The organism is Ralstonia sp. Ralssp110, from assembly GCF_047325135.1.
In the GTDB taxonomy this organism is placed as follows: Bacteria; Pseudomonadota; Gammaproteobacteria; order Burkholderiales; family Burkholderiaceae; genus Ralstonia; species Ralstonia mojiangensis.
Map to the genome: position 1 here is coordinate 1,233,143 of NZ_CP168610.1, position 20,644 is coordinate 1,253,786.

Annotated in this window: 19 protein-coding genes and 1 riboswitch; of the genes, 7 read left to right on the plus strand and 12 right to left on the minus strand. The window is 63.9% G+C overall.

Annotation, left to right across the window (positions count from 1 at the left end):
- Nucleotides 1-34 precede the first annotated feature (34 nt).
- Complete coding sequence (locus tag ACEN9T_RS14575) at nt 35-793, minus strand: GntR family transcriptional regulator (protein WP_413708098.1); 759 nt, start codon at nt 791-793, stop codon at nt 35-37.
- A gap of 377 nt (nt 794-1,170) precedes the next feature.
- Between ACEN9T_RS14575 and uraH the strand changes: the two genes are divergently transcribed.
- Nucleotides 1,171-1,524: a hydroxyisourate hydrolase gene (gene uraH / locus ACEN9T_RS14580; protein ID WP_413708099.1), complete on the plus strand. Its 354-nt coding sequence runs from the start codon at nt 1,171-1,173 to the stop codon at nt 1,522-1,524.
- A gap of 17 nt (nt 1,525-1,541) precedes the next feature.
- Nucleotides 1,542-2,789, plus strand: coding sequence for a urate hydroxylase PuuD (locus ACEN9T_RS14585; protein ID WP_413708100.1), 1,248 nt, complete (start codon nt 1,542-1,544; stop codon nt 2,787-2,789).
- 220 nt (nt 2,790-3,009) lie between these two features.
- Here the strand turns inward: ACEN9T_RS14585 and ACEN9T_RS14590 are convergent, their stop codons facing one another.
- The 6 genes from ACEN9T_RS14590 to xdhA all read right to left on the minus strand — a co-directional run bounded on the left by ACEN9T_RS14590 (nt 3,010) and on the right by xdhA (nt 11,147).
- The gene (locus ACEN9T_RS14590) at nt 3,010-3,582 is read right to left on the minus strand and encodes a TMEM165/GDT1 family protein (protein ID WP_413708101.1); all 573 of its coding nucleotides are present in this window, start codon (nt 3,580-3,582) and stop codon (nt 3,010-3,012) included.
- A 54-nt stretch (nt 3,583-3,636) separates the two neighbouring features.
- A riboswitch (yybP-ykoY riboswitch) is annotated at nt 3,637-3,806 on the minus strand.
- 13 nt (nt 3,807-3,819) lie between these two features.
- On the minus strand, nt 3,820-5,154 hold the full coding sequence (gene guaD, locus ACEN9T_RS14595) for a guanine deaminase (protein ID WP_413708102.1): 1,335 nt from the start codon (nt 5,152-5,154) through the stop codon (nt 3,820-3,822).
- Between the two features lie 16 nt (nt 5,155-5,170).
- A complete protein-coding gene (locus tag ACEN9T_RS14600; RefSeq protein ID WP_413708103.1) occupies nt 5,171-6,208 on the minus strand; it encodes an adenosine deaminase in 1,038 nt (345 codons plus the stop codon).
- 2 nt (nt 6,209-6,210) lie between these two features.
- Nucleotides 6,211-7,245 carry a xanthine dehydrogenase accessory protein XdhC gene (gene xdhC / locus ACEN9T_RS14605; RefSeq protein WP_413708104.1) on the minus strand — a complete coding sequence of 345 codons (1,035 nt, stop codon included), beginning with the start codon at nt 7,243-7,245 and terminating at the stop codon, nt 6,211-6,213.
- A gap of 16 nt (nt 7,246-7,261) precedes the next feature.
- The gene (gene xdhB, locus ACEN9T_RS14610; RefSeq protein ID WP_413708105.1) at nt 7,262-9,628 is read right to left on the minus strand and encodes a xanthine dehydrogenase molybdopterin binding subunit; all 2,367 of its coding nucleotides are present in this window, start codon (nt 9,626-9,628) and stop codon (nt 7,262-7,264) included.
- 4 nt (nt 9,629-9,632) lie between these two features.
- Entirely contained in the window at nt 9,633-11,147 is a 1,515-nt protein-coding gene (gene xdhA / locus ACEN9T_RS14615; protein WP_413708106.1) for a xanthine dehydrogenase small subunit, read from the minus strand.
- Between the two features lie 213 nt (nt 11,148-11,360).
- Between xdhA and ACEN9T_RS14620 the strand changes: the two genes are divergently transcribed.
- Nucleotides 11,361-12,308 carry a LysR substrate-binding domain-containing protein gene (locus tag ACEN9T_RS14620; protein ID WP_024975264.1) on the plus strand — a complete coding sequence of 316 codons (948 nt, stop codon included), beginning with the start codon at nt 11,361-11,363 and terminating at the stop codon, nt 12,306-12,308.
- Between the two features lie 39 nt (nt 12,309-12,347).
- Here the strand turns inward: ACEN9T_RS14620 and ACEN9T_RS14625 are convergent, their stop codons facing one another.
- Nucleotides 12,348-13,196, minus strand: coding sequence for a substrate-binding domain-containing protein (locus tag ACEN9T_RS14625; RefSeq protein WP_413708107.1), 849 nt, complete (start codon nt 13,194-13,196; stop codon nt 12,348-12,350).
- Nucleotides 13,197-13,355: 159 nt separating this feature from the next.
- Here ACEN9T_RS14625 and ACEN9T_RS14630 point away from each other — a divergent pair, with 159 nt between their 5' ends.
- Genes ACEN9T_RS14630 through ACEN9T_RS14645 form a run of 4 tightly spaced genes read left to right on the plus strand, consistent with a single transcriptional unit; the run spans nt 13,356 to nt 18,113 of the window.
- A complete protein-coding gene (locus tag ACEN9T_RS14630; RefSeq protein WP_092969521.1) occupies nt 13,356-14,456 on the plus strand; it encodes a substrate-binding domain-containing protein in 1,101 nt (366 codons plus the stop codon).
- A 56-nt stretch (nt 14,457-14,512) separates the two neighbouring features.
- Complete coding sequence (locus ACEN9T_RS14635) at nt 14,513-17,047, plus strand: ABC transporter permease (protein ID WP_413708108.1); 2,535 nt, start codon at nt 14,513-14,515, stop codon at nt 17,045-17,047.
- A 34-nt stretch (nt 17,048-17,081) separates the two neighbouring features.
- On the plus strand, nt 17,082-17,486 hold the full coding sequence (locus ACEN9T_RS14640) for a group II truncated hemoglobin (RefSeq protein ID WP_092969525.1): 405 nt from the start codon (nt 17,082-17,084) through the stop codon (nt 17,484-17,486).
- Nucleotides 17,487-17,534: 48 nt separating this feature from the next.
- Nucleotides 17,535-18,113, plus strand: a complete 579-nt coding sequence (locus tag ACEN9T_RS14645; RefSeq protein ID WP_092969527.1) for a DUF924 family protein — start codon at nt 17,535-17,537, stop codon at nt 18,111-18,113.
- Nucleotides 18,114-18,132: 19 nt separating this feature from the next.
- Here ACEN9T_RS14645 and ACEN9T_RS14650 read toward each other — a convergent pair whose 3' ends face one another.
- The 4 genes from ACEN9T_RS14650 to ACEN9T_RS14665 form a co-directional block, all read right to left on the minus strand.
- Nucleotides 18,133-18,729: a LysE family translocator gene (locus tag ACEN9T_RS14650; protein WP_413708109.1), complete on the minus strand. Its 597-nt coding sequence runs from the start codon at nt 18,727-18,729 to the stop codon at nt 18,133-18,135.
- Nucleotides 18,730-18,735: 6 nt separating this feature from the next.
- Entirely contained in the window at nt 18,736-19,320 is a 585-nt protein-coding gene (locus ACEN9T_RS14655) for a TIGR00730 family Rossman fold protein (protein WP_413708110.1), read from the minus strand.
- Nucleotides 19,317-20,033, minus strand: coding sequence for a TetR/AcrR family transcriptional regulator (locus ACEN9T_RS14660; protein ID WP_413708111.1), 717 nt, complete (start codon nt 20,031-20,033; stop codon nt 19,317-19,319). The genes ACEN9T_RS14655 and ACEN9T_RS14660 overlap by 4 nt, the downstream gene beginning before the upstream one ends.
- Before the next feature lie 136 nt (nt 20,034-20,169).
- A complete protein-coding gene (locus ACEN9T_RS14665) occupies nt 20,170-20,634 on the minus strand; it encodes a diacylglycerol kinase (protein ID WP_413708112.1) in 465 nt (154 codons plus the stop codon).
- Nucleotides 20,635-20,644: the final 10 nt, after the last annotated feature.

Consider the following 20,644-nt stretch of genomic DNA (forward strand, 5'->3'; position numbering starts at 1 on the left):
GTCGTGCCGGCTCGCCCATACAGCTAAACCGGTCCTAGACTTTGTCCTTCCCGCCGCGCGGGCCCAATACCGAACGCAGATCGAAATCAGCGGGCGCTTCGGGGCGTACGCGATCGGCGCAACATTGCAAGTGCTGGGCCATGTGGGCCTGGGCAGCGCTGGCGTCGCCGCGCTCCAGTGCATTGAGGATGTCGAGGTGTTCGTCGAACGAGCAGGCGTTGTTGCCTGGGGCCTCGACGCTGGCGATCATCAGGGTGGTGCGCGACACCAGCCGGCGCATCATCTCGACCACCAGCGGGTTACCAGACTGCTCGGCCAGCGCCACGTGAAACTCCGCAGACAGGCGAATCCAGCGCGGGCGATCCTGCGTGACAAACGCCTGGCGTTCCTGCTTGACGAGTTCGAGCAGCGGGGCGATGGCTGCCTTGGGATTGCTGCTGCGGCCGACCTTGTCGAGCACCGCACGCTCGAGGATCTGACGCAACTCGAACATGGCGTGGGCTTCGTCGATGGAGGGCGCTGCGATGAACGCGCCGCGATTCGGCTCCAGGTCGACCAGGCCGTCAGCGGCCAGTTGGGAGAAGACCTTGCGCACCGTATGACGCGCGGTGGCATAGATTTCGCACAGCGCATGTTCCGTCAGCTTGGTGCGCGGGGGCAGGCGGTGTTCCATGATCGCGTCGTAGATCTCGTGATACATCCGTTCTTCGACCGACATGCGTGTTGCTCCCGATGCCTTGACGCCCGATTTCGACGCCACTTCCGTGGAGACCAGCTTGAGATTCTTGGACATGGCAGACCTGCCTTTCATTAGTGCGCCGCGGCATAGGCCACTGCGAAAACCTGTTGACAATTATTCATAGCCGCCTTCAATATTGTCAACAAAATGCGTTCGGGAATCCGACAAACTAGGGAAATCCCTGTTTCGAGCCTGGTCTAGGGACACGGCAGAGACACGGCGTCGGACCCAGAACGAGCGACGGCTTTGCCGGTTTGGCATGCCCCTCCCCATATGGAGGGCAGGCGTAAACCGGCTGGACGCGCGCCGGGATGCGTGCATAGCACGTACCGAGCGGGCCCCGACGCTAGCCCTTGTCACACAAGGGTTTGGCGCGAGGTGCAAGTGGAGGCAGCGGCGCTTCTGAAAATTCGAACTACAGAGGAAGACAAATGGGACGCTTGACCACCCATGTGCTCGACACCGCCGCAGGCACGCCGGGCCAAAACCTGGCGATCGCACTGTTCAAAATTGTCGACAATCAACGGCAACCGATCAAATTGGTTCGCACCAATCACGATGGTCGTTGCGATGCGCCGCTGCTGGAAGGCGACGCGCTGCAGGCTGGCGTGTATGAACTGGACTTCGGCGTTGGCGAGTATTACCGCGCCGCTGGCGTCAAACTCCCCGAGCCCGCGTTCCTGGACGTGGTGACGCTGCGCTTTGGCGTGGCCGATACCAGCGCGCACTACCACGTGCCGCTGCTGGTATCGCCGTGGTCGTATTCGACCTATCGCGGCAGCTAACAGGGCAGGGAGTCATCATGGAAGGCTATATCCTCGACTGGGCCAACTTGCTCTTGCGTTGGTTGCATGTGATCGTCGCGATCGCGTGGATCGGTTCGTCGTTCTACTTCGTCTGGCTCGATAACAGCCTGACCAAGCCGAGCGCACCGGACCTGAAGGACAAGGGCGTCGACGGCGAGCTTTGGGCCGTGCACGGCGGCGGGTTCTACAACCCGCAGAAGTACCTGCTGGCACCGAAGCAACTGCCCGATCATCTGCACTGGTTCTACTGGGAGTCGTACTCGACGTGGATGTCGGGCTTTGCCCTGCTGACGGTGGTGTATCTGTTCAACGCCAACGTCTACATGATCGATCGCAGCGTGTTCGACATGACGGCGACGACGGCCGTGCTGCTAGCACTGGGCTTCCTGGTGGTCGGCTGGCTGGTGTACGACACGATCTGCCGTGTGTTCGGCAAGAACGACCGCGTGGTGGGCATTCTGGTGGCGATCTACGTGGTGATTGCGGCGTTTGCGGCGTGCCACCTGTTCTCGGGCCGTGCAGCGTTCCTGCTGATCGGCGCGATGATCGCGACCATCATGAGCGCCAACGTGTTCTTCTGGATCATCCCGGGCCAGCGCAAGGTGGTGGCCTCGCTCAAGGCAGGCGAGAAGCCGGACCCGATCCACGGCAAGCGCGGCAAGCAACGCAGCGTGCACAACACGTACTTCACCCTGCCGGTGCTGTTTGCGATGCTGTCGAACCACTACAGCATGACGTACGCCGCCAAGTACAACTGGGCTGTGCTGGTGCTGATCATGCTGGCTGGCGTACTGATCCGCCAGTTCTTCATCCTGAAGCACAAGGGCGTCGTGAACTGGGGCTATCCGGCAGCAGGCGTGGCCGTGCTGCTGGGTGTTGCGCTGTGGCTTGCTCCGGTGTCGCGTCCGGCAGCGCCTGCCGCCGAAAGCACGTCTGCTGCGGCAGCGACGGGTATGGCCGCAGCGGCCACTCCGACAGCCGCTGGCGGTTCGGACTTCGCCAAAGTACAGGCAGTCGTTACCGCACGGTGCTACCAATGTCACTCGGCTCATCCTACCCTGATGCCTTCGCCGGCTAAGGGCGTGCTGCTCGATACGCCGGAAGAACTGGGCAAGCATGCGCAGCTCGTCTACCAGCAGGTCGTGCAGCAGAAGCTGATGCCGCTGGGCAACGTGACGCAAATCACCGACGACGAGCGCACGATCATCGCCAAGTGGTTCGAAGGCGGCGCCAAGACGAACTGAGGCGCACGCTGAGCAACAACGGAAAGGTTTATCGGAGCATGCCATTCGTTCCCTAGCGGGTGGCATGACCGGTGAGGGTTGAACGGGGCTACGGCCCCGTTTTTTTTCGTTTCGCCTGAAGCGTCTGCAGCGATGTGTCCTTGGCTGGGCTCGATTCGCCTCTGCCTCACCGGCCGCAAGGGGCGCCGGCAGGGCAGCCCCAGAGCCTCGGATTGACGACTTACTTCCCGACGCCCAGCAACGCCAGTACACCCAGCACCAGGAAGACCAGCGCCGCAATCCGATGCACCAGCGTGATCGGCATGCGCGCAGCAAACTTGTTGCCCATTAGCACAGCCGGCACGTTCGCCAGCAACATGCCGACGGTCGTGCCTGCCACGACCGAGAACACGTCGTTAAAGCGCGCTGCCAGTGCCACCGTCGCGATCTGTGTTTTGTCGCCCATCTCGGCAAAGAAGAACGCGACGATGGTGGTGCCGAGAATGCCCAGCCCGCGCTGCGCAGTTGAAGGCGCCTCTTCGTCGTCGAGCTTGTCCGGAATCAGCATCCACCCAGCCATGGCGATGAAGCCCACGCCCAGGATCCACCGGAGCACGTTCTCGCCAAGCACGTGCGTGATCCAACCGCCGACGGCGCCGGCCAGGGCATGGTTGACGAGGGTGGAGATGAAGATGCCGAGAATGATCGGTACTGGTTTGCGGAAACGCGCAGCCAGCAAGATCGACAGCAATTGCGTCTTGTCGCCGATTTCAGCGAGTGCGACGATGCCGGTGGAGACGAGAAAGGCTTCCATGTTGTTGTGGTGTCCGGGCCGTATGCGAACCAATGACGCGCCACTGCCGGCCCTGTCCGCAGTGGGTTGTCATCGGTCTCGCCAGGCGCGTCACCGGGTGCCGGGGTGGCACCCTGAGTGCGGCTGACCACGCCATAACCACCTGTCGTTGCGACGGCGGTCAAGTCTGTTGACGTGGCCCTCGAAGTGACGACTTCGAGCGGCTACTCCCCAATGGAAGCCGCGATTATAAGTGCATCAAGCGTTGGCGCCAACCGCAAATTTCGCGGGTTCGCCCTGCACGTAAGTGGCGGATACCGCACGATCCTCGCCCAGCAACGCCAACGAGAACAGCAGCTCTTCCAGTGTTTCCGAGCGCGCATTGCGGCGGGCCAGCAGCGGCGTGGCAGCCGGGTCCAGCACGATGAAGTCGGCTTCCGCGCCCGGCACGAAGCTGCCGATGCGGTCTTCCCAACCGAGTGCTTCAGCGGCGCCGCGCGTGGCCAGGTAGAACATGCGCAGCGCAGTCAGGTGATAACCGCCCATGCGCGCGACCTTGTGCGCCGTGCCCATCGTGCGCAGCATCGAGAAAGAGCTGCCGCCGCCAACGTCAGTGGCCAGCGTGAGCGCCAGGCGGTACGCGTCGTTCTTGTGGAAGTTGTACAGGCCGCTGCCCAGGAACAGGTTGGACGTGGGGCAGTGCGCCACGGCCGCGCCGGATTCGGCCATGCGCTGGCGGTCGCCGTCGTCCAGCCAGATGGCGTGGCCGTAGAAGGCGCCTTTGCGCAGCAGGCCGTAGCGGTCGTAGACGTCCAGATAGCTGCGTGCGTTGGGGAACAGGTCAGCCACCCATTTCACTTCGTCGGGGTTTTCTGCGACGTGCGTCTGGATGAAGACGTCCTTGTATTGCTTGGCGAGTTCTGCGCAGGCCTGCAACTGCGCTTCGCTCGAGGTGGGCGCGAACCGCGGTGTGATGGCGTAGGCCAGACGATCCTTGCCGTGCCAGCGGGAGATCAGGTCAGCCGTGTCACGCGCGCCGGATTCAGCCGTGTCGCGCAGGTATTCCGGGCAGTTGCGATCCATCATCACTTTGCCGGTGATCATGCGCATGCCGCGTTGCTGTGCTTGCGTGAACAGCGTCTCGGTCGAGCCGCGATGCACGGTGCTCCACACCATCGCGCTGGTCGTGCCGTTGCGCAGCAGTTCGTCGAGGAAGAACGAGGCGACGCCGGCGGCGTACTGCTCGCTTTCGAAGCGGCGCTCTTCCGGGAACGTGTACGTCTCCAGCCAGTGCAGCAGGCCCGGCGAGGGCGACGCGATCATGTCCGTCTGCGGAAAATGGATATGCGTGTCGATGAAGCCCGGGACGATCAGCTTGCCGCTGTAGTCGTGCAATTGCGTGCCGGCGGGCAGGTCTTCGCGCAGCGTGGCATAGTCGCCGGCCTTGACCACCTTGCCGCCCGAGACCACGAGCAGGCCGTCTTCCCAGTATTCATAGGCATCGCGCTCCCGATACTGCGGATCGTGCAGGAAATGCAGCACGCGGCCGCGGTAAGCGTGAACGGTGTTGGAAGTCGGAGGCATCGTGGTCATGTCGTCTCGTGGATTTTTAGTGTGTGGCTTTCCAGTGGTCGTCAACCTTGGCAAGCCACAGGGCTTTGTCCTGTTCGGGCAGGAAGGACGCCTCGAAGCTGTTGCGCGCGAGCGTGTGCGCATCGGCCGCAGACAGGTCAAGGGCGTTGAACGTGGCGAGCCAGTTGGTGTTCATGTAGCCGCCAAAGTAGGCTGGATCGTCGGAATGCAGCGTCACAGCGCAGCCAGCGTCCAGCAGTTGCTTGAGCGAGTGGTCGCGCAGGTCGGGGTAGACCTTCAGTTTTTCGTTCGACAGCGGGCAGACCGTCAGCGCGATGCGTTCGGCGGCGAGGCGCTTGACGAGCGCGGCATCGTCGATGGCGCGTACGCCGTGGTCGATGCGCTCCACCTTGAGGATGTCGAGGGCGTCGATCACGTATTGCGCCGGGCCTTCTTCACCGGCGTGGGCGACGAGGCGCAGGCCGAGTTCCTTGCAGCGTGCGAATACGCGTGCGAATTTTTCCGGCGGGTTGCCGCGCTCGGATGAATCCAGCCCCACACCGATGATGCGGTTGGCCGGGTCCTGGATATAGGGCAGCGCAGCTTCGAGCGTGTCGAATGCGTCTTCCTCGCTCAGATGGCGCAGGAAGCAGAGGATTAGGGCGCTGGAAAAACCATGCTCGCGCTCGGCGTCATCCAGGGCGCGGACGATACCGTGAATGACCACATGCATGGGCACGTTGCGCGCGGTATGTGTCTGCGGGTCGAAGAATATCTCGGCGTGATGGACGTTGTCGGCAAGCGCGCGCGCCACATAAGCGGCCGTCATGTCGTAGAAATCCTGCTCGGTGAGCAGCACGCTGGCGCCCGCGTAATACAGGTCGAGAAACGATTGCAGATCGTCGAAGGCGTAGGCGGCACGTACTTCTTCCACCGACGCATACGGCAGCTTCACGCCGTTGCGCTCAGCCAGCGCAAACATCAGTTCGGGTTCGAGCGAGCCTTCGATGTGGATGTGCAGTTCAGCTTTGGGGCTGGTGGCGATGCGTTCTGCAAGCGCGGAAGAGATCGGCATGATTAGACAGGCGTGGGGACTCGGTAAGGGACCGCCGCGCCGCTGCTGGCGCTGGTGAGCGCGTGCTGTTGCAGCTCTCGCACCTGCAGCAGTTGCGCGACGACGGATACCGCAATGATATCCGGCGCCTTGTCCACAATGCCTGCCACGCCAATCGGGCACACCATTTCCGGCAGGCGGGCTGGGTCCACGCCGTGCTCGACCATGCGATGTTCGAAGCGCGCGCGCTTGGTCTTGGAACCGATCAGGCCGAAGTAAGCAAAGTCCGTGCGGCGCATGATGTGTTCGCACAGCATGAGGTCCAACGCATGGTTGTGCGTCATGACCAGGAAGTAGCTGCCGGCGGGCGCGTGATCGATCACGGCTTCCGGCGTATCGGTGGATTCGATGACGACGTTCGGCGGCACTTCAGCAGGGAACGGGAACATCGCATCGCGTTCATCCACCCACGTCACGCGGCACGGCAGATGGGCCAGCGCACGCACGATTGCGTGGCCGACATGGCCCGCGCCGCACAGCACGATCGACATGTCGGGCGGCAGCACGGTTTGGGTGAAACCGCCGGCGTCGAGCGTCACGCCGGCTGCGGCGGCATCGCCGATGCTCGCTTCGACGGGTGCTCCCACATCGGTCGGCACAAACCGACGCAGGCTGCGGCGTTGACGCATGGCGTCATCCGCAAGCCTGATCCATTCAACGTCGCGCGCATCGAGGCGCTCCAACGACAGGCGGACTACGCCGCCGCAGCATTGGCCGAGGGCGGGGCCGAGCGGGATGCGCACGAACTGGCGGCGTGCTTCGCCGGAGGCCTCGGACGCGTCCATCATCGCTTGGGCGATTTCCATCGCACGCCATTCCAGATGGCCGCCGCCAATGGTGCCGAAGAAGCCGTCGGTGCCTACCAGCATGAGCGTGCCCGGCTCGCGCGGCGCGGAGCCCTGCACGTCGGTCACTGTGACCAGCACGCACGGCTGCCCGGCCTGCACGGTGGCAAGCACGTCGGCGAAGCGGAATGGGCGCAGTTGCGTGTGGTCCATGATGTGGTCTCCGAACTTAGGCCGAGAGCGGGGCGCTGCGGATGGCGTCCACGGCCTTGAGGATTTCCTCGCTGGTGGCCGGCGCATTCAGCGGCGGGTTCGTGCGGCCATCGCCAACCGCAGCCACCGCATCGCGAATGGCGAAGAAGACCGAGAACGGCAGCAGCAGCGGCGGCTCACCCAGCGCCTTGGAGCGGTGGATGCTGTCTTCCACGTTGGCGTTGTTGAACAGGTTCACACGGAAATCCGGCGGGCAGTCGTTGACCGTCGGAATCTTGTAGGTGGACGGCGCGTGCGTCATCAGCTTGCCGTTCTTGTTCCACCACAGCTCTTCGGTCGTCAGCCAGCCCATGCCCTGGATGAATGCGCCTTCCACCTGGCCGATGTCGATGGCGGGGTTGATCGAGCGGCCAGCGTCGTGCAGCACATCGGCGCGCAGCAGACGCCATTCGCCGGTGAGTGTGTCGACCACAACTTCCGACACCGCGGCACCATAGGCGTAGTAGTAGAACGGACGGCCCTTGAGCTTGGCTTGATCCCAGTGCAGCTTGGGCGTGGCGTAGAAGCCGTCGGACCACAATTGCACCCGGGCAACGTAGGCCTTGCCGATCAGCTCATCGAACGGCACGCGGCGTGCGCCGATTTCCAGGTGGTCGCCCAAGATTGCTACCGTCTCGATGGGCACTTCGTAATGCTCTGCGGCAAACGCGATCAGGCGCTGGCGGATCTGGCGTGCGGCGTCTTGTGCAGCCTTGCCGTTCAGGTCGCTGCCTGTGGATGCCGCCGTGGCCGAGGTGTTGGCCACCTTGCTGGTGTCCGTTGCCGTCACGCGGATGCGCGCGAACGACACGCCCAGTTCGTGCGCCACGACCTGCGCAACCTTGGTGTTCAGGCCCTGGCCCATTTCGGTGCCGCCGTGGTTCACGAGGATCGAGCCGTCGTTGTACACGTGCACCAGCGCGCCGGCCTGGTTGAAGTGCTTCACGTTGAACGAGATGCCGAACTTCACCGGCGTCAGCGCCAGGCCGCGCTTGAGCACTGGGCTTGTCGCATTGAATGCGCGAATCGCTTCGCGGCGGGCGCGGTAATCGGATGTCGCCTCCAACTCGTCGAGCAGTTCGTGGATGACGTTGTCTTCCACGGTCTGCCCGTACGGTGTGATGTTGTTCTTGTCCTTGCCGTACAGATTGGCGCGGCGTACATCGAGCGCGTCCTTGCCGACCGAGCGCGCGATGTTGTCCATGATGTATTCGATGGCAAACGCGCCCTGCGGGCCGCCGAAGCCGCGGAAGGCAGTGTTCGACTGCGTGTTGGTGCGTGCGCAGAAGCCGTCGATTTCGACCTCAGGCAGCCAGTAGGCATTGTCGAAGTGGCAGATGGCGCGCGTCATCACCGGGCCCGACAGGTCGGCCGAAAAACCGGCGCGCGAGGTCATGTCGACCTTGACGCCCTGGATGCGCCCGTCGTCGTCGTAGCCGGCTTCGTAGGCAAAGCGGAAGTCGTGCCGCTTGCCGGTAATCATCATGTCGTCGTCGCGGTCCGGACGCAGCTTGACGGGACAGGCGAGTTTCCACGCCGCCAGCGAAGCGCAGCAGGCGAACAGGCCCGACTGCGATTCCTTCCCGCCAAAACCACCGCCCATGCGGCGGCATTCGACCAGCACCTGGTTGGCGTGCCAGCCCAGCATGTGCGACACCATGTGTTGCATCTCGGTCGGATGCTGCGTCGAGCACCACACGTGCATGCCGTTGTCTTCCTTCGGCACGGCGTACGAGATCTGGCTTTCGAGATAGAACTGCTCCTGCCCGCCCAACGACATCTTGCCGGCTTCGGAATGCGGAGCGGCAGCGATGCGCTCGGCCGGTTCGCCGCGCTTGAGGTGCATCGGGGGCAGCACGGACTTGCCGGCGGCGCGCGCTTCTTCGGGCGTCAGAAGGGGGGGCAGCACTTCGTATTCGATATTGCCCAGACGCGCCGCGCGGCGCGCCGCATCGTGCGACGTCGCCACCACGATGAACATCGGCTGGCCGATGAAGTGCACCGTGTCGGTTGCGAGAATCGGGTCGTCGTGGATGATCGGGCCGCAATCGTTCGTGCCGGGAATGTCGGCAGATGTAAACACCGCCACCACGCCGGGCGCGGCCTTCACGCGGTCCAGATCCATGTTGACGATGCGCGCGTGCGCCTGCGTGCTCATGCCGAGCGCTGCGTGCAGCGTGCCGGCCAGCTCAGGAATGTCGTCGGTGTACGTGGCGGTGCCCGCAACATGCAGGTGCGCAGATTCGTGCGGGCGCGAAATGCCCACCACAGCGCCGCGCTGGCCGGGCATGGCGGCAGCAATATCGGCTTCCGCCAGCAGGAAGGCTTCGGTTTGCTTGTTCATGTTCTTACGCTGCCGTGAGGGTATTCAATTCGACCGCGCGCACATTGATCTGTTCGGGCGCGAGCGGCGCATCGGTGCGGGTTTCCAGCCAGAAGCGGTACACCGTGTTGGCAGCCGATATGCGACGGTAGTTGTCGGTCGCGCGCATGTCGGTCAGCGGGGTGTAGTCGCGCGACATGGCTGCCATGGCAGCGCGCACGGTCGCTTCGTTCCACGGCTGGCCGACGATGGCGTTTTCCGTCTCCGTCGCGCGCTTGGACGTTGCCGCCATGCCGCCGTAGGCGATGCGTGCGCTACGCACCATGTCACCGTCCAGCTCGATGGCCAGCGCCGCGCACACGGCGGAGATGTCCTCGTCAAAGCGCTTGGATAGCTTGTACGTACGGAAGCGCAAGGCATCGCGGCCCTCACGTGCGGGGATGCGCAGGCCCGCAACGAATTCGCCTTCTTCCATCGCGTTCTTCTGGTAGGCGAGGTAGAGGTCTTCGAGCGGCAACTCGCGGCGCACTTCTCCACGCTGCAGTACGACGCGCGTGCCGATAGCGATGAGCGCGGGCGCCGAGTCACCAATCGGCGAGCCGTTTGCGACGTTGCCGCCCAGCGTGCCGGCATTGCGGATCGGCAGCGAGGCAAAGCGCTTCCACAATTCGGTTACTTCGGGGTAGTCCGCGGCCAGGAATTCGTAGGCCTTTTCCAGCGAGACGGCGGCGCCGATCTCGATCCAGCCGTCGCGTTTTTCCAGGGCGTAGAGATCGGCCACCTGGCCGATGTACAGGATGTCGCCCAGGTCGCGGAACTGCTTCGTGACCCACAGGCCGACGTCGGTGCTGCCGGCCAGGATGCGGATGCTCGGATGCGCGGCCTTGATAGCGGCAAAGGCGGATGCGGTACGCGGTGCGTAGAAGCGTGGCGCATTCTCGGTGCCGACGGGGGCGTAGCTGAAGGTGTCGTTGCGCTGCAGCTTGCGCAGCGTTTCAGCCAACTGCGTGCGGTCGATGCCTGCCGGCGCGGGGAGTTCGAACATGCGTTCGCCGGCGTCGATGATCGGGCGGTAGCCAGTGCAGCGGCAGAGGTTGCCGGTGAGCGAATCGCAGATGGTCTGGCGCGAAGGAATGGGCGCCTGATTGTCGGTGTTCTCGTACAAGGCGTAGAGCGACATCACGAAGCCTGGCGTGCAGAAGCCGCACTGCGACCCGTGGCACTCCACCATGGCCTCTTGCACGGGGTGCAGGGTGCCATCCTTGCCGCGCACGTCTTCCACGGTGAACAGCGCCTTGCCGTCCAGCGTGGGCAGGAACTGGATGCACGCGTTGACGGCCTTCAGGCCAACGCTGCCGTCTTCCTGCAGTTCGCCGAGCACGACGGTACACGCACCGCAATCGCCCTCGGCGCACCCTTCCTTGGTGCCTGTGCAGTGTGCGTCTTCACGCAGGTATTGAAGCACCGTCCGGGTGATCGGGGCATCCGTGACGGTGCGGACCTGACCGCGGTGGAAGAAGCGGATGGGCTGAGTCTCCATGGGGGTTCTACGCCTGTTTGTGTGTGTAACGGAACCATAGCACCGGGCCAGGAATGCAATATTTGGCCCATGTGATAACCCGCATCGGAAAGCCAAAATCCGGGGTATACCCGCCAGTAGCGGTCTGGCGGCGCGGTGTGCAAGTGACATACACTGGCAGCGTCCCCAAGCACGTTTTTTAGAAGGGTCGGCGCAGCCGATACCCGCCTCCAGATGCACGGCAAAGATCACCTCGATACCTACCTCCTGCGCGTTCTCTATACGCTGCTCACCGAGCAGAGCGTCACGCGTACGGCGGTCAAGCTCGGCCAGTCGCAGCCGGCCATCAGCAATACGCTCAAGCGCCTGCGCGAAATCACCGGCGACGCCATCCTGGTGCGCGGCAAGAACGGCATGGTGCCAACCGAGCGCGGCCATGATTTGCTGGCGCTCGCGCAGCAGAGCCTGGAGGCGATGGAGCGCATCGCGCGCCCGTCGCAGGAGTTCGACCCCGGCAACACGACCCGCACGTTTCACCTCGGTGCGCCGGATTATCTCGATGCCTTTTTCCTGCCCAACATCGTTGAGCGTCTGCGCAAGCAGGCGCCGCAGGCCAAACTCGTAGTGCATCCGCTCAATGCCGGCGTCGATTACCTTGCCGCACTGGAGCAGGGCGGCATGGACCTGGTGATCGGCAACTGGCTGTCGCCGCCCGAACATCTGCACATTTCGCCGCTGTTCGACGATGAAGTCGTCTGCATGCTGGGCGCACAGCACCCGCTGGCGCGCAAGGGAATCTCGCTCAAGCACTATGTGGAGATGCCGCATCTTGCACCCGCGCCGTACGCCGTCATGCAGCGCAGCATGATCGATCAGGCACTTGCAGAGCAAGGGCTGAAGCGACAGATCCAGGTGTCGCTACCGTATTTCGGGCTGGTGCCGTATGTGCTGATGCGCACCGATCTGGTTTTCACCACGGGGCGCCAGTTTGCGGCGCACTGCGCCCAGTATTTGCCGATCCGCATCCTGCCGACGCCCATGGCGTTCCCGAAGATGCGCTTCTACCAGCTCTGGCATGAACGCAGCCATGCCGCGCCCGATGTGATGTGGCTGCGCCGCATGATCGGCGAGGTGGCGGCCGAGCTGCCGCAGCATTCGCAGTTGGAATCGGCGGTGGCCTGAAGCTGCACCGCCGCTGCTTTGCCATGCCGCCGGGCGGCGTTACTTTCCGCTTGCGACGGCCTTCCCGTAATCAGGGAAAAACACCTGTTCCCCGTTGACCTTGAAGTCCGCGATCACCTGCTGACCGGCCGTTGACGTGATCCATTCGATCAACTTGGTCGCATCGGTGTAGTTGACGCTGGGGTATTTCTTCGGGTTGACCGCGATGATGCCGTAGGGATTGAACATGCGCGGGTCTCCGGCCAGCACGATGTCGAGACCCGTCTTGGCGCGGTAGGCGCCGTAGGTTGCGCGGTCCGAGAGCGTGTAGGCGTTCATCTGCGCGGCCATGTTCAGCACTTCGCCCATTCCGAGCCCCGCGCTGACGTACCACGGCTTGCCCTTCGGATCGATGTTGGCTGTTTTCCAGTAAGCCTTTTCCATGACGTCGGTGCCGGAGTTGTCACCGCGCGAGATGAACTTGGCGCCGGCTTTTTCGCCTGCCGCGGCGATGGTCTCCATCCCTTGGATGACGTTCCTCTGGCCGCGCACGCGGGCGGGGTCTGCCTCAGGGCCCACGAGGATGAAATCGTTGTACATCACGTCGCGGCGGTCGATGCCGCCGCCCGAGGCGACGAAGGCGTCTTCCAGTGGGCGCGCGTGAACGAGCACTACGTCCACATCCCCCGATTCCCCCAGCTTGACTGCCTTGCCGGTGCCAACGGCAATCACGTGCACATGGATGCCGGTGGCTGCTTCGAACTTCGGTAGCAGGACTTTCAGCAGGCCTGAATTTTCTGTGCTGGTGGTGGTAGCCATGCGGAGATCGCCAGCATATGCAGCGGTGGCGACCGCGAGTGTCATACAGATGACAGCGGGCAGCCGAAGGGTTAGGGACAATCCGGGCATGTTGTGGGGTTGGCGGGAAGGCGTGGACGCTTTATGTCGGATGCTGCATGATGGCGGCAACGTCGGGGCGGACAGCGGCCACGATGTGCCCGCCCCCCGGGGATGAGCACGATTGTTCTCCCGGGTCACGGCAGAAGTAAATAGGAAACCATAAACATAATGACATTCCAGTTCGAAGTGTTTCCGGTAGTGGGGCCGGACGACAACCCGCGTGCCAACGGCAAGGTGTTTCAGTTGCTGCGGGCGGTGCGCGAGACGGGGTCGCTGCACCGCGCGGCCAAACAGGTGGGGTTGTCGTACCGGCATGCCTGGGGGGTGATGCGGTCGTGGGAAGAGATGCTTGGCCGCTCGCTGCTCGACATGGAGCGCGGCCGGGGGGCGTCGCTCACGCTCTTTGGTGAGCGCATGCTGCGCGCCGAGATGCGCTTGCGTGAGCAACTCGATCCGGCGCTGCACCAAGCCATGGGGCAGTTCCTCTCCGAGCTGGAAGATGCATCCCAGTCGCAGGCGCGCATCCGTTTCTCGGGCAGCCACGACCCGGCCGTGGAAGTGCTGGCCGAGACGTTCGCGCGACAAAGCCACGGCGCCCACATCGATACCGTGTTCTGCAGCGCTGTTGAAGGGCTGATTTGCCTGCAGGAAAAGCAATGCGAGGTGGCCGGCTTCTATGTGGCACCGCAGCAGGGTGCAGGCTCGATCGCGCACCAGACCTTGCGTAAGTGGTTGCGACCGACCGCCGTGCGCCTGATCGCCCTGGCCGATCGCGAGCAGGGGTTGATGATGTCGGGCGAATGGGCCGGGCGGGTGCAGTCATTGGGCGATCTTGCGCGCACGCAGGCGCGCTTCATCAATCGCCAGCGCAGTTCGGGCACGCGTTTGCTGTTCGATCAGTTGTTGGTGGCGGCCGGGCTGTATCCCGATCAGATCAACGGGTATGACGAGCAGGAATTCTCTAGCGATAAGATCGCCGTGGCCGTGCAGGAAGGGCGGGCGGACGTCGGCTTCGGCCTGCGCCCTGGCGCAGAAGCCCATGGCCTGCATTTTGTGCCGCTGACGCGCGAAACGTACTACCTGGCGGTGCGCCGCAATGACGCGCTGTCGCCATGGGTGCGCGAGCTGATCGAGCGCATCGGGCAGCCGGCCTTCCGCGAAGGTCTGGGCCATCTCGCCGGCTACCGGCCGACCGAGCACGTTTCGCTGCTCACCGCAGAGCAGGCACTGCCCTGGCACGCTGACGAGGCCCGCGCGCTGGCCCGCTGAAGTCGTGCGAACATGGCGGGGTTTGCGCCGTTGCGCGCCTCGTCCATGTTCCCCCCATGTCACGTTTCTCCGTCTGGACCCAAGCCCTGCGCATGCTGCGCCGCGACTGGCGCGCCGGTGAACTGAACCTTCTGCTCGTCGCGCTGGTGCTGGCTGTGGCCGCGCTGGCGTCGGTCAGTTTCCTCGCCGATCGCATGCACGCCGGCCTGGAGCGCGACGCGCGCCAGTTGATCGGCGCGGATGTGCTTGTCGTGTCCGACCAGCCGCTGCCGCCCGACATCGAGGCGCATGCGCGCGCGAGCGGCCTACAGGTCACGCATACCGCCACCTTCCCCAGCATGGCGAGCACGTTGGCCAAGGGCGCCTCGGGCGAACCGGTATCGCAACTCGCCGCCATCAAAGCCGTCGACGTCGGCTACCCGCTGCGCGGCACCCTCAAAGTGAGCGATGACGGGCGCGATACCGTGGGCGCGCCCTTCCAGGGCATTCCTGCCGCAGGCACGGTGTGGGTGGACGCACCGCTGCTCGAAGCGCTCGGCATTCGCGTGGGCGATGCGATGCGCCTGGGCACGCGTACCTTCAAGGTCGCCCATGTCATCACCCAGGAACTCGATCGCGGCGCCGGCTTCATGAATTTCGCCCCTCGGGTGATGCTGCCGATGTCGGACCTGGGTTCGACGGGCCTAGTCACCTACGGCAGCCGGGTCACGTATCGCTTGCTGGTGGCGGGCCCTGACGCCGCTGCCAACGCGTTCCACACCTGGGCCGAGAACGAAGCGAAAACGCGCCAGCTGCGTGGCGTGCGCGTTGAATCGTTGCAAAACGGCCAGCCGCAGATGCGCGAAACGCTGGACCGCGCTGAGCGCTTTCTCTCGCTCGTCGCCTTGCTGGCCGCGATGATTGCCGCCGTGGCAATCACCATGGCCGCGCGCCGCTACACCGCGCGGCATACGGATGCGGTGGCCGTCATCAAATGCCTGGGTCTCAAGCAGGGACAGATTCTCGGCACGTTCGCGCTGGAGTTCTTGCTGATCGGCGTGCTGGGTTCGGCCGTCGGCGTGGCGCTGGGTTATGGCGCGCACTGGCTATTGCTGGCGTCGCTCGGCGACCTGGTCACGGTGACATTGCCCGCGCCATCCATCTGGCCTGCGGTCGTGGGTGTAACGGCGGGGCTGGTGTTGCTCATTGGTTTTGCCGTGCCGCCGTTGCTGAGCCTCGTGCGCGTGGCGCCGCTTCGCGTACTGCGGCGCGATGTGGCAGAGCGCGCGGTTGCCGCATGGATCGGCTACGCGCTGGGTGCTGCGGCGTTCTTTGCCCTGCTGGTCGTGTCTGCGCGCGACGTGAAGCTTGGGGCGCTGACCGCCGCCGGGTTTGCCGCCGCCATCGTCGTATTTGCGCTGCTTGCTGCAGGCGGATTGCGCGCGCTGGCGGTGTCGCTGGGCCGAGGCCGTGCCTTGAGTGTGGGCTGGCGCTTTGCGCTGGCCGTGCTGGAGCGCCGTCGCGGCGTCAGTGTGCTGCAGACCGTAGCGCTTGCGGTCGGCCTGATGGCGCTGCTGTTGCTTGCCATGACGCGCAATGACCTGATCCGCTCCTGGCACAACGCCACTCCGGCCGATGCGCCCAACCGTTTCATCATCAATATCCAGCCTGACCAGATGCAGGCGGTGGCGCAGGCGCTCGCCCAAGCTGGCGTGGCGGATCCGAAGCTCTACCCGATGGTGCGGGGGCGCCTGACGCAAGTGAATGGCCAGGTGATCGATCGCCAGACCTATGCCGAATCGCGCGCCCGCAATCTAGTCGAACGCGAATTCAACCTGTCGTACGCCACCGGGCAGCCGCCTGAAAATCGCATCGTTTCCGGCCAATGGTTCAGCGGGCAGAAGCCTGAGGCCTCAGTGGAAGAGGGCATCGCCAAGACGCTCAACCTGCACCTGGGCGACGTACTGCGTTTCGACATCGCCGGGCAGACGGTGGATGCGCCCATCACGTCATTGCGCAAGCTCGACTGGAGCTCGATGCGCGTGAATTTCTTCGTGATCCTGCCGCCCGTGGCGCTGCACGACATGCCGCAGACGTATGTGACCGCGTTCCGCATTCCCGCCGGCCAAGCTGATCTGCCGGCCAAGCTCGTGCGTGAGTTTCCGAACCTCACGGTGGTCGATACCGAACTGATCTTGCAGCAGGTGCAGGGCGTGCTGGATCAGGTAACGGCGGCGGTGGAATTCCTCTTCGTCTTTACGTTGGCGGCGGGTGTGCTGGTCCTCTATGCCGCGCTCTCCGGCTCGCGCGACGAGCGCTTGCGCGACGCCGGCGTGCTGCGCGCGCTTGGCGCGGGCTCCGGGGTGGTACGCCAGACGCAATATGCAGAAGTGCTGATCGTTGGCGGCCTGGCCGGGCTGATGGCCGGCGTGGGTGCAATCGCCATCGGCTGGGTGCTCTCGGCGCACGTGTTCGATTTTCCGTATCGTTTCAACCCGGCGATCCTGCCGGTGGGCATCGTGAGCGGCATGGCGTGCGCCTTCATCGGCGGCTGGCTGGGCTTGCGCGACGTGCTGCGTCGCCCGGCCATGGCAACGCTTCGTGACGCATGACGACGCCCGAATTTTTTGATGTGACTGACGCTGTATGACTGACGCAACTTCCGGCCAGGAACCCCTGGCGTTTGACCTCATTGGCGGCGAAGCGCGTGTGCGCGAACTCGTTGACCGTTTCTACGACCAGATGGATCTGGAGCCTGAGTTTGCCGTGCTGCGCTCGCTGCACCCGCAAAGTCTGGATGGATCGCGCGACAAGCTGTTCTGGTTCCTGTGCGGCTGGCTGGGCGGCCCGAATCATTTCATCGAGCGCTTTGGCCATCCGCGCTTGCGCGCGCGCCATATGCCGTTCGAGATCGGCACGCAGGAGCGTGATCAGTGGATGCGCTGCATGGCACTCGCCATGCAAGACATCGGCTTGGACGAAGCACTGCAGATGCGCTTGATGCAGGCCTTCTGGCAGACCGCCGACTGGATGCGGAACGTGCAGCGCTAAGGTGCCGCGCTAAAGCGCACCTTCAAGAATAAATTTGAGGAGACCCCGATGATCGGTTTGCCCACCGCCGACGACGTGCTCGCGTTCTGGTTCGGCAACGCGCCGCTGGTCGACGCACGGCCGGAGTGGTTCACCAAATCCGACGCGTTCGATGCCGAGATCCGCGCGCGCTTCTTGCCGTTGTGGGAAGCGCTTTCCACGGGCGACGCCGACACCTGGATGGATACGCCGCTCGAAGCCATCGCGCGCATCGTCGTGCTAGATCAGTTCTCGCGCAACATGTTTCGCGGCAGTGCGCGCGCTTTTGCGAGCGACGCGGCAGCGTTGCACACCGCGCAGATCGTCGTGGCCGCAGGGTGGGATGCGCAATTGCCGACGCGCCATCACCGTGTGTTCTGCTACCTGCCTTTCGAGCACAGCGAGGCGATGTCTGCGCAGAACGAATCGATTCGCCTCTACACACGCCTGCGCGATCAGGAAGGCGATGCGGACCCGCTCATCTGGGCGGAGAAGCACCGCGAGATCGTGGCGCGCTTCGGGCGTTTTCCACATCGCAACGAAGCCCTCGGGCGCGTTTCCACACCCGAGGAAGTTGCGTTTCTGACCCAGCCAGGGTCGTCGTTTTAGGCCAACGGCGCCTTTCCGCTCAACGGCTCAGCACCGAATACATCAGCGTTCCCGAGAAGGTGAGCAGTACCAGCGCTGCGCCGCGCAACAGTTTGGGCGTGTGAGACGCCCACGTGCGCCGTGCCGTGAGCAGCATGCCCAGATACGACCAGCCGATGGCAATGGGCACCAAGACAACCAGGAACGTGGCGATGGTCCGCCCAAAATCGGCTGCGGACTGGAATGCTGCGAGCGGAAAGAGCGTGCTTGCAAACAGCAGCGCCTTCGGGTTCATCAACGTGGTGACGAACATGTCGCGCAAGCTGACAGGATTCGCCGCAACGTGCTGCAGCGCCCCGCTTTGTCGCCAGATCTTTGCGGCCAAGTAGAGGATGTACACGGAACTCAGCAGCTTGACGACGGCTACCAGCCACGGCTGACTGACCGACAGCGCGGTCAGAAAGAATCCCCACAGCGAGATTGAAGTGACATAGCCCAGCGCCTCAGCGGCAATGAGCGGGCTCGTCCGCCGCACGCCCACCTTGAGGCCGGACGAGAGCAGCAGCGTGTTCGTCGGCCCCGGCATGATCAGCACCAGCGACGCGCACAGCGCCATCGTAAGCAACGAATCTTGCATGTCGCCCTACGTGCGCTCGCGACGTTCCGACCACTTGTCGACCGTCTCGCGCGGGGCACGCGCCAGCATGTCGATCAACGCGGCAGGGTCGTCGCTCACGTGCAGCAGGTCAGCGTGGTGGCGCTTGAGGAAGCCTTCCTGCACGGCGTGGTCGATGAAGGCGAGGAGCTTGTCGTAGAAGCCCGCCACGTTCAGCAGGCCGATCGGCTTGTTGTGATAGCCGAGCTGCAGCCACGTGAAGGTCTCGAAGAGTTCTTCGTACGTCCCGACGCCGCCAGGCATGGCGATGAAGGCATCTGCACGGTCAGCCATCATCTGCTTGCGCTGGTGCATGCTGTCGACGATGTGCAGCTCGGTCAGGTCTTTATGCCCGACCTCCTTGCGCACGAGCGATTTCGGGATGATGCCGATCACCGGGGTGCCGCCTTGCAGCACGGCGTCGGCCACTATGCCCATCAAGCCAACGTTGCCGCCGCCGTAGACGAGCGTCAGGTCGCGCTTGACCATCTCGTTGCCCAGCGCGATGGCGTTGGCTTTGTATTCCGGGCGGTCGCCCGGGCTGGAACCGCAATAGACGCAGATCGATTTCATTGAGCAGGCATGTTGTTGCTGGGGGTGCCGGTGCCGATAGGCGGATCGTTGCTGCGGCTCACCGCCAGCAAATCAAACGCCCGCCGCGGCTTGCCGCGCAGGTAAGGCGCGAGGATCGACAGGATGTGGTAGCTCGCGCCGTGCAGGTGGTCACGGATCGCGTTCTGGTCGTTGTACTGGCGCGGGTGCTGCACGAACTGGAACGACAGCCAGTAGGTGGCAATCACGACGATGTTGGTGCAGATGACATCGACTTGCTCGGCCGTGGCTTCCATTTCGCCGTCTTCGATGAACTGGTGGCAGATGTCCATAGCGAAGTGGCGCTTTTGCTCGACGATGCGCTTGAAGTTCAGTTCAAGCATGCGGTTGCGCGCGAGCAGATCGTTGATGTCGCGGTACAGGAAGCGGTAGTTCCACAGGAACTCCGACATGTACTGCAGGTAGCCCCACGTCTCGTCGAGTGTGGCCTTGTGGTCGTCCGGCAGCTTCAGGCGACGCGCGATCTCCTGCTCGAACTGCACGAAGATCGAGTTGATGATGTCGTCCTTGTTGCGGAAGTGGTAGTACAGGTTGCCCGGGCTGATCTCCAGCTCTTCGGCGATCGTCGTGGTGGTGACGTTGGGCTCGCCCAGTTCGTTGAACAGGCGCAGCGACACTTCGAGGATGCGATCGCGCGTGCGGCGCGGGCCGGTGGAATGCTGCTTGGTTTCCATTGACTGCCAAGGCCGGTGGCCCTGTCTCCGTGGCGTATTGGTGCCCGGATTATAAGAGATCGTGCTTGTGCAACGACCCCCACATGCTGCGGGGCAGACATTGCCAAACGTTGTCGCCGGCTTTTCGCTGGTGTTCCTAATGCAACAGCGACGCCACCCACGGCCAGGTGATCGCTACCCACGTCCCCACGCACAGCAGCAGGGCCAGCATGACGGCCGCGCTGCCGAAATCCTTGGCACGCTTGGAAAGCCCGTGCTGCTCGAGCGAGATGCGGTCGACCGCCGCTTCCACGCTCGAATTGAGCAGCTCGACGATGAGCACCAGGACCAGCGTGCCCAGCATCAGAATGCGCTCGACCACCGTGGCGGGAATGACGAACGCGCACGGTAGCAGGATCGCGCACAGCGTCAATTCCTGGCGGAACGCGCTTTCCTCGTCGATGGCGAAGCGGATGCCGCTGATGGAGTTCTTGAGCGCAAACCACGCCCGCGTGATGCCGCGATTGCCTTTATGCGGGTTGTCGGCAGGCGAGTACGCGCCTGCTGCTGGCGGTGCAGGCGGATCTTCCAGTCGCCGATCCGGCGGGGTGGTGGGCTTCATGGAACGCAAG

Coding starts and splice junctions, on each gene's coding strand:
- ACEN9T_RS14620 (WP_024975264.1), top strand. CDS start 11,361: ATGCACGGCAAAGATCACCTCGATACCTACCTCCTGCGCGTTCTCTAT.
- ACEN9T_RS14575 (WP_413708098.1), bottom strand. CDS start 793: ATGTCCAAGAATCTCAAGCTGGTCTCCACGGAAGTGGCGTCGAAATCG.
- ACEN9T_RS14645 (WP_092969527.1), top strand. CDS start 17,535: ATGATCGGTTTGCCCACCGCCGACGACGTGCTCGCGTTCTGGTTCGGC.
- ACEN9T_RS14600 (WP_413708103.1), bottom strand. CDS start 6,208: ATGCCGATCTCTTCCGCGCTTGCAGAACGCATCGCCACCAGCCCCAAA.
- ACEN9T_RS14650 (WP_413708109.1), bottom strand. CDS start 18,729: ATGCAAGATTCGTTGCTTACGATGGCGCTGTGCGCGTCGCTGGTGCTG.
- ACEN9T_RS14635 (WP_413708108.1), top strand. CDS start 14,513: ATGTCACGTTTCTCCGTCTGGACCCAAGCCCTGCGCATGCTGCGCCGC.
- xdhB (WP_413708105.1), bottom strand. CDS start 9,628: ATGAACAAGCAAACCGAAGCCTTCCTGCTGGCGGAAGCCGATATTGCT.
- xdhC (WP_413708104.1), bottom strand. CDS start 7,245: ATGGACCACACGCAACTGCGCCCATTCCGCTTCGCCGACGTGCTTGCC.
- guaD (WP_413708102.1), bottom strand. CDS start 5,154: ATGACCACGATGCCTCCGACTTCCAACACCGTTCACGCTTACCGCGGC.
- xdhA (WP_413708106.1), bottom strand. CDS start 11,147: ATGGAGACTCAGCCCATCCGCTTCTTCCACCGCGGTCAGGTCCGCACC.
- ACEN9T_RS14660 (WP_413708111.1), bottom strand. CDS start 20,033: ATGGAAACCAAGCAGCATTCCACCGGCCCGCGCCGCACGCGCGATCGC.
- ACEN9T_RS14655 (WP_413708110.1), bottom strand. CDS start 19,320: ATGAAATCGATCTGCGTCTATTGCGGTTCCAGCCCGGGCGACCGCCCG.
- ACEN9T_RS14640 (WP_092969525.1), top strand. CDS start 17,082: ATGACTGACGCAACTTCCGGCCAGGAACCCCTGGCGTTTGACCTCATT.
- uraH (WP_413708099.1), top strand. CDS start 1,171: ATGGGACGCTTGACCACCCATGTGCTCGACACCGCCGCAGGCACGCCG.
- ACEN9T_RS14630 (WP_092969521.1), top strand. CDS start 13,356: ATGACATTCCAGTTCGAAGTGTTTCCGGTAGTGGGGCCGGACGACAAC.
- ACEN9T_RS14590 (WP_413708101.1), bottom strand. CDS start 3,582: ATGGAAGCCTTTCTCGTCTCCACCGGCATCGTCGCACTCGCTGAAATC.
- ACEN9T_RS14585 (WP_413708100.1), top strand. CDS start 1,542: ATGGAAGGCTATATCCTCGACTGGGCCAACTTGCTCTTGCGTTGGTTG.
- ACEN9T_RS14625 (WP_413708107.1), bottom strand. CDS start 13,196: ATGCCCGGATTGTCCCTAACCCTTCGGCTGCCCGCTGTCATCTGTATG.
- ACEN9T_RS14665 (WP_413708112.1), bottom strand. CDS start 20,634: ATGAAGCCCACCACCCCGCCGGATCGGCGACTGGAAGATCCGCCTGCA.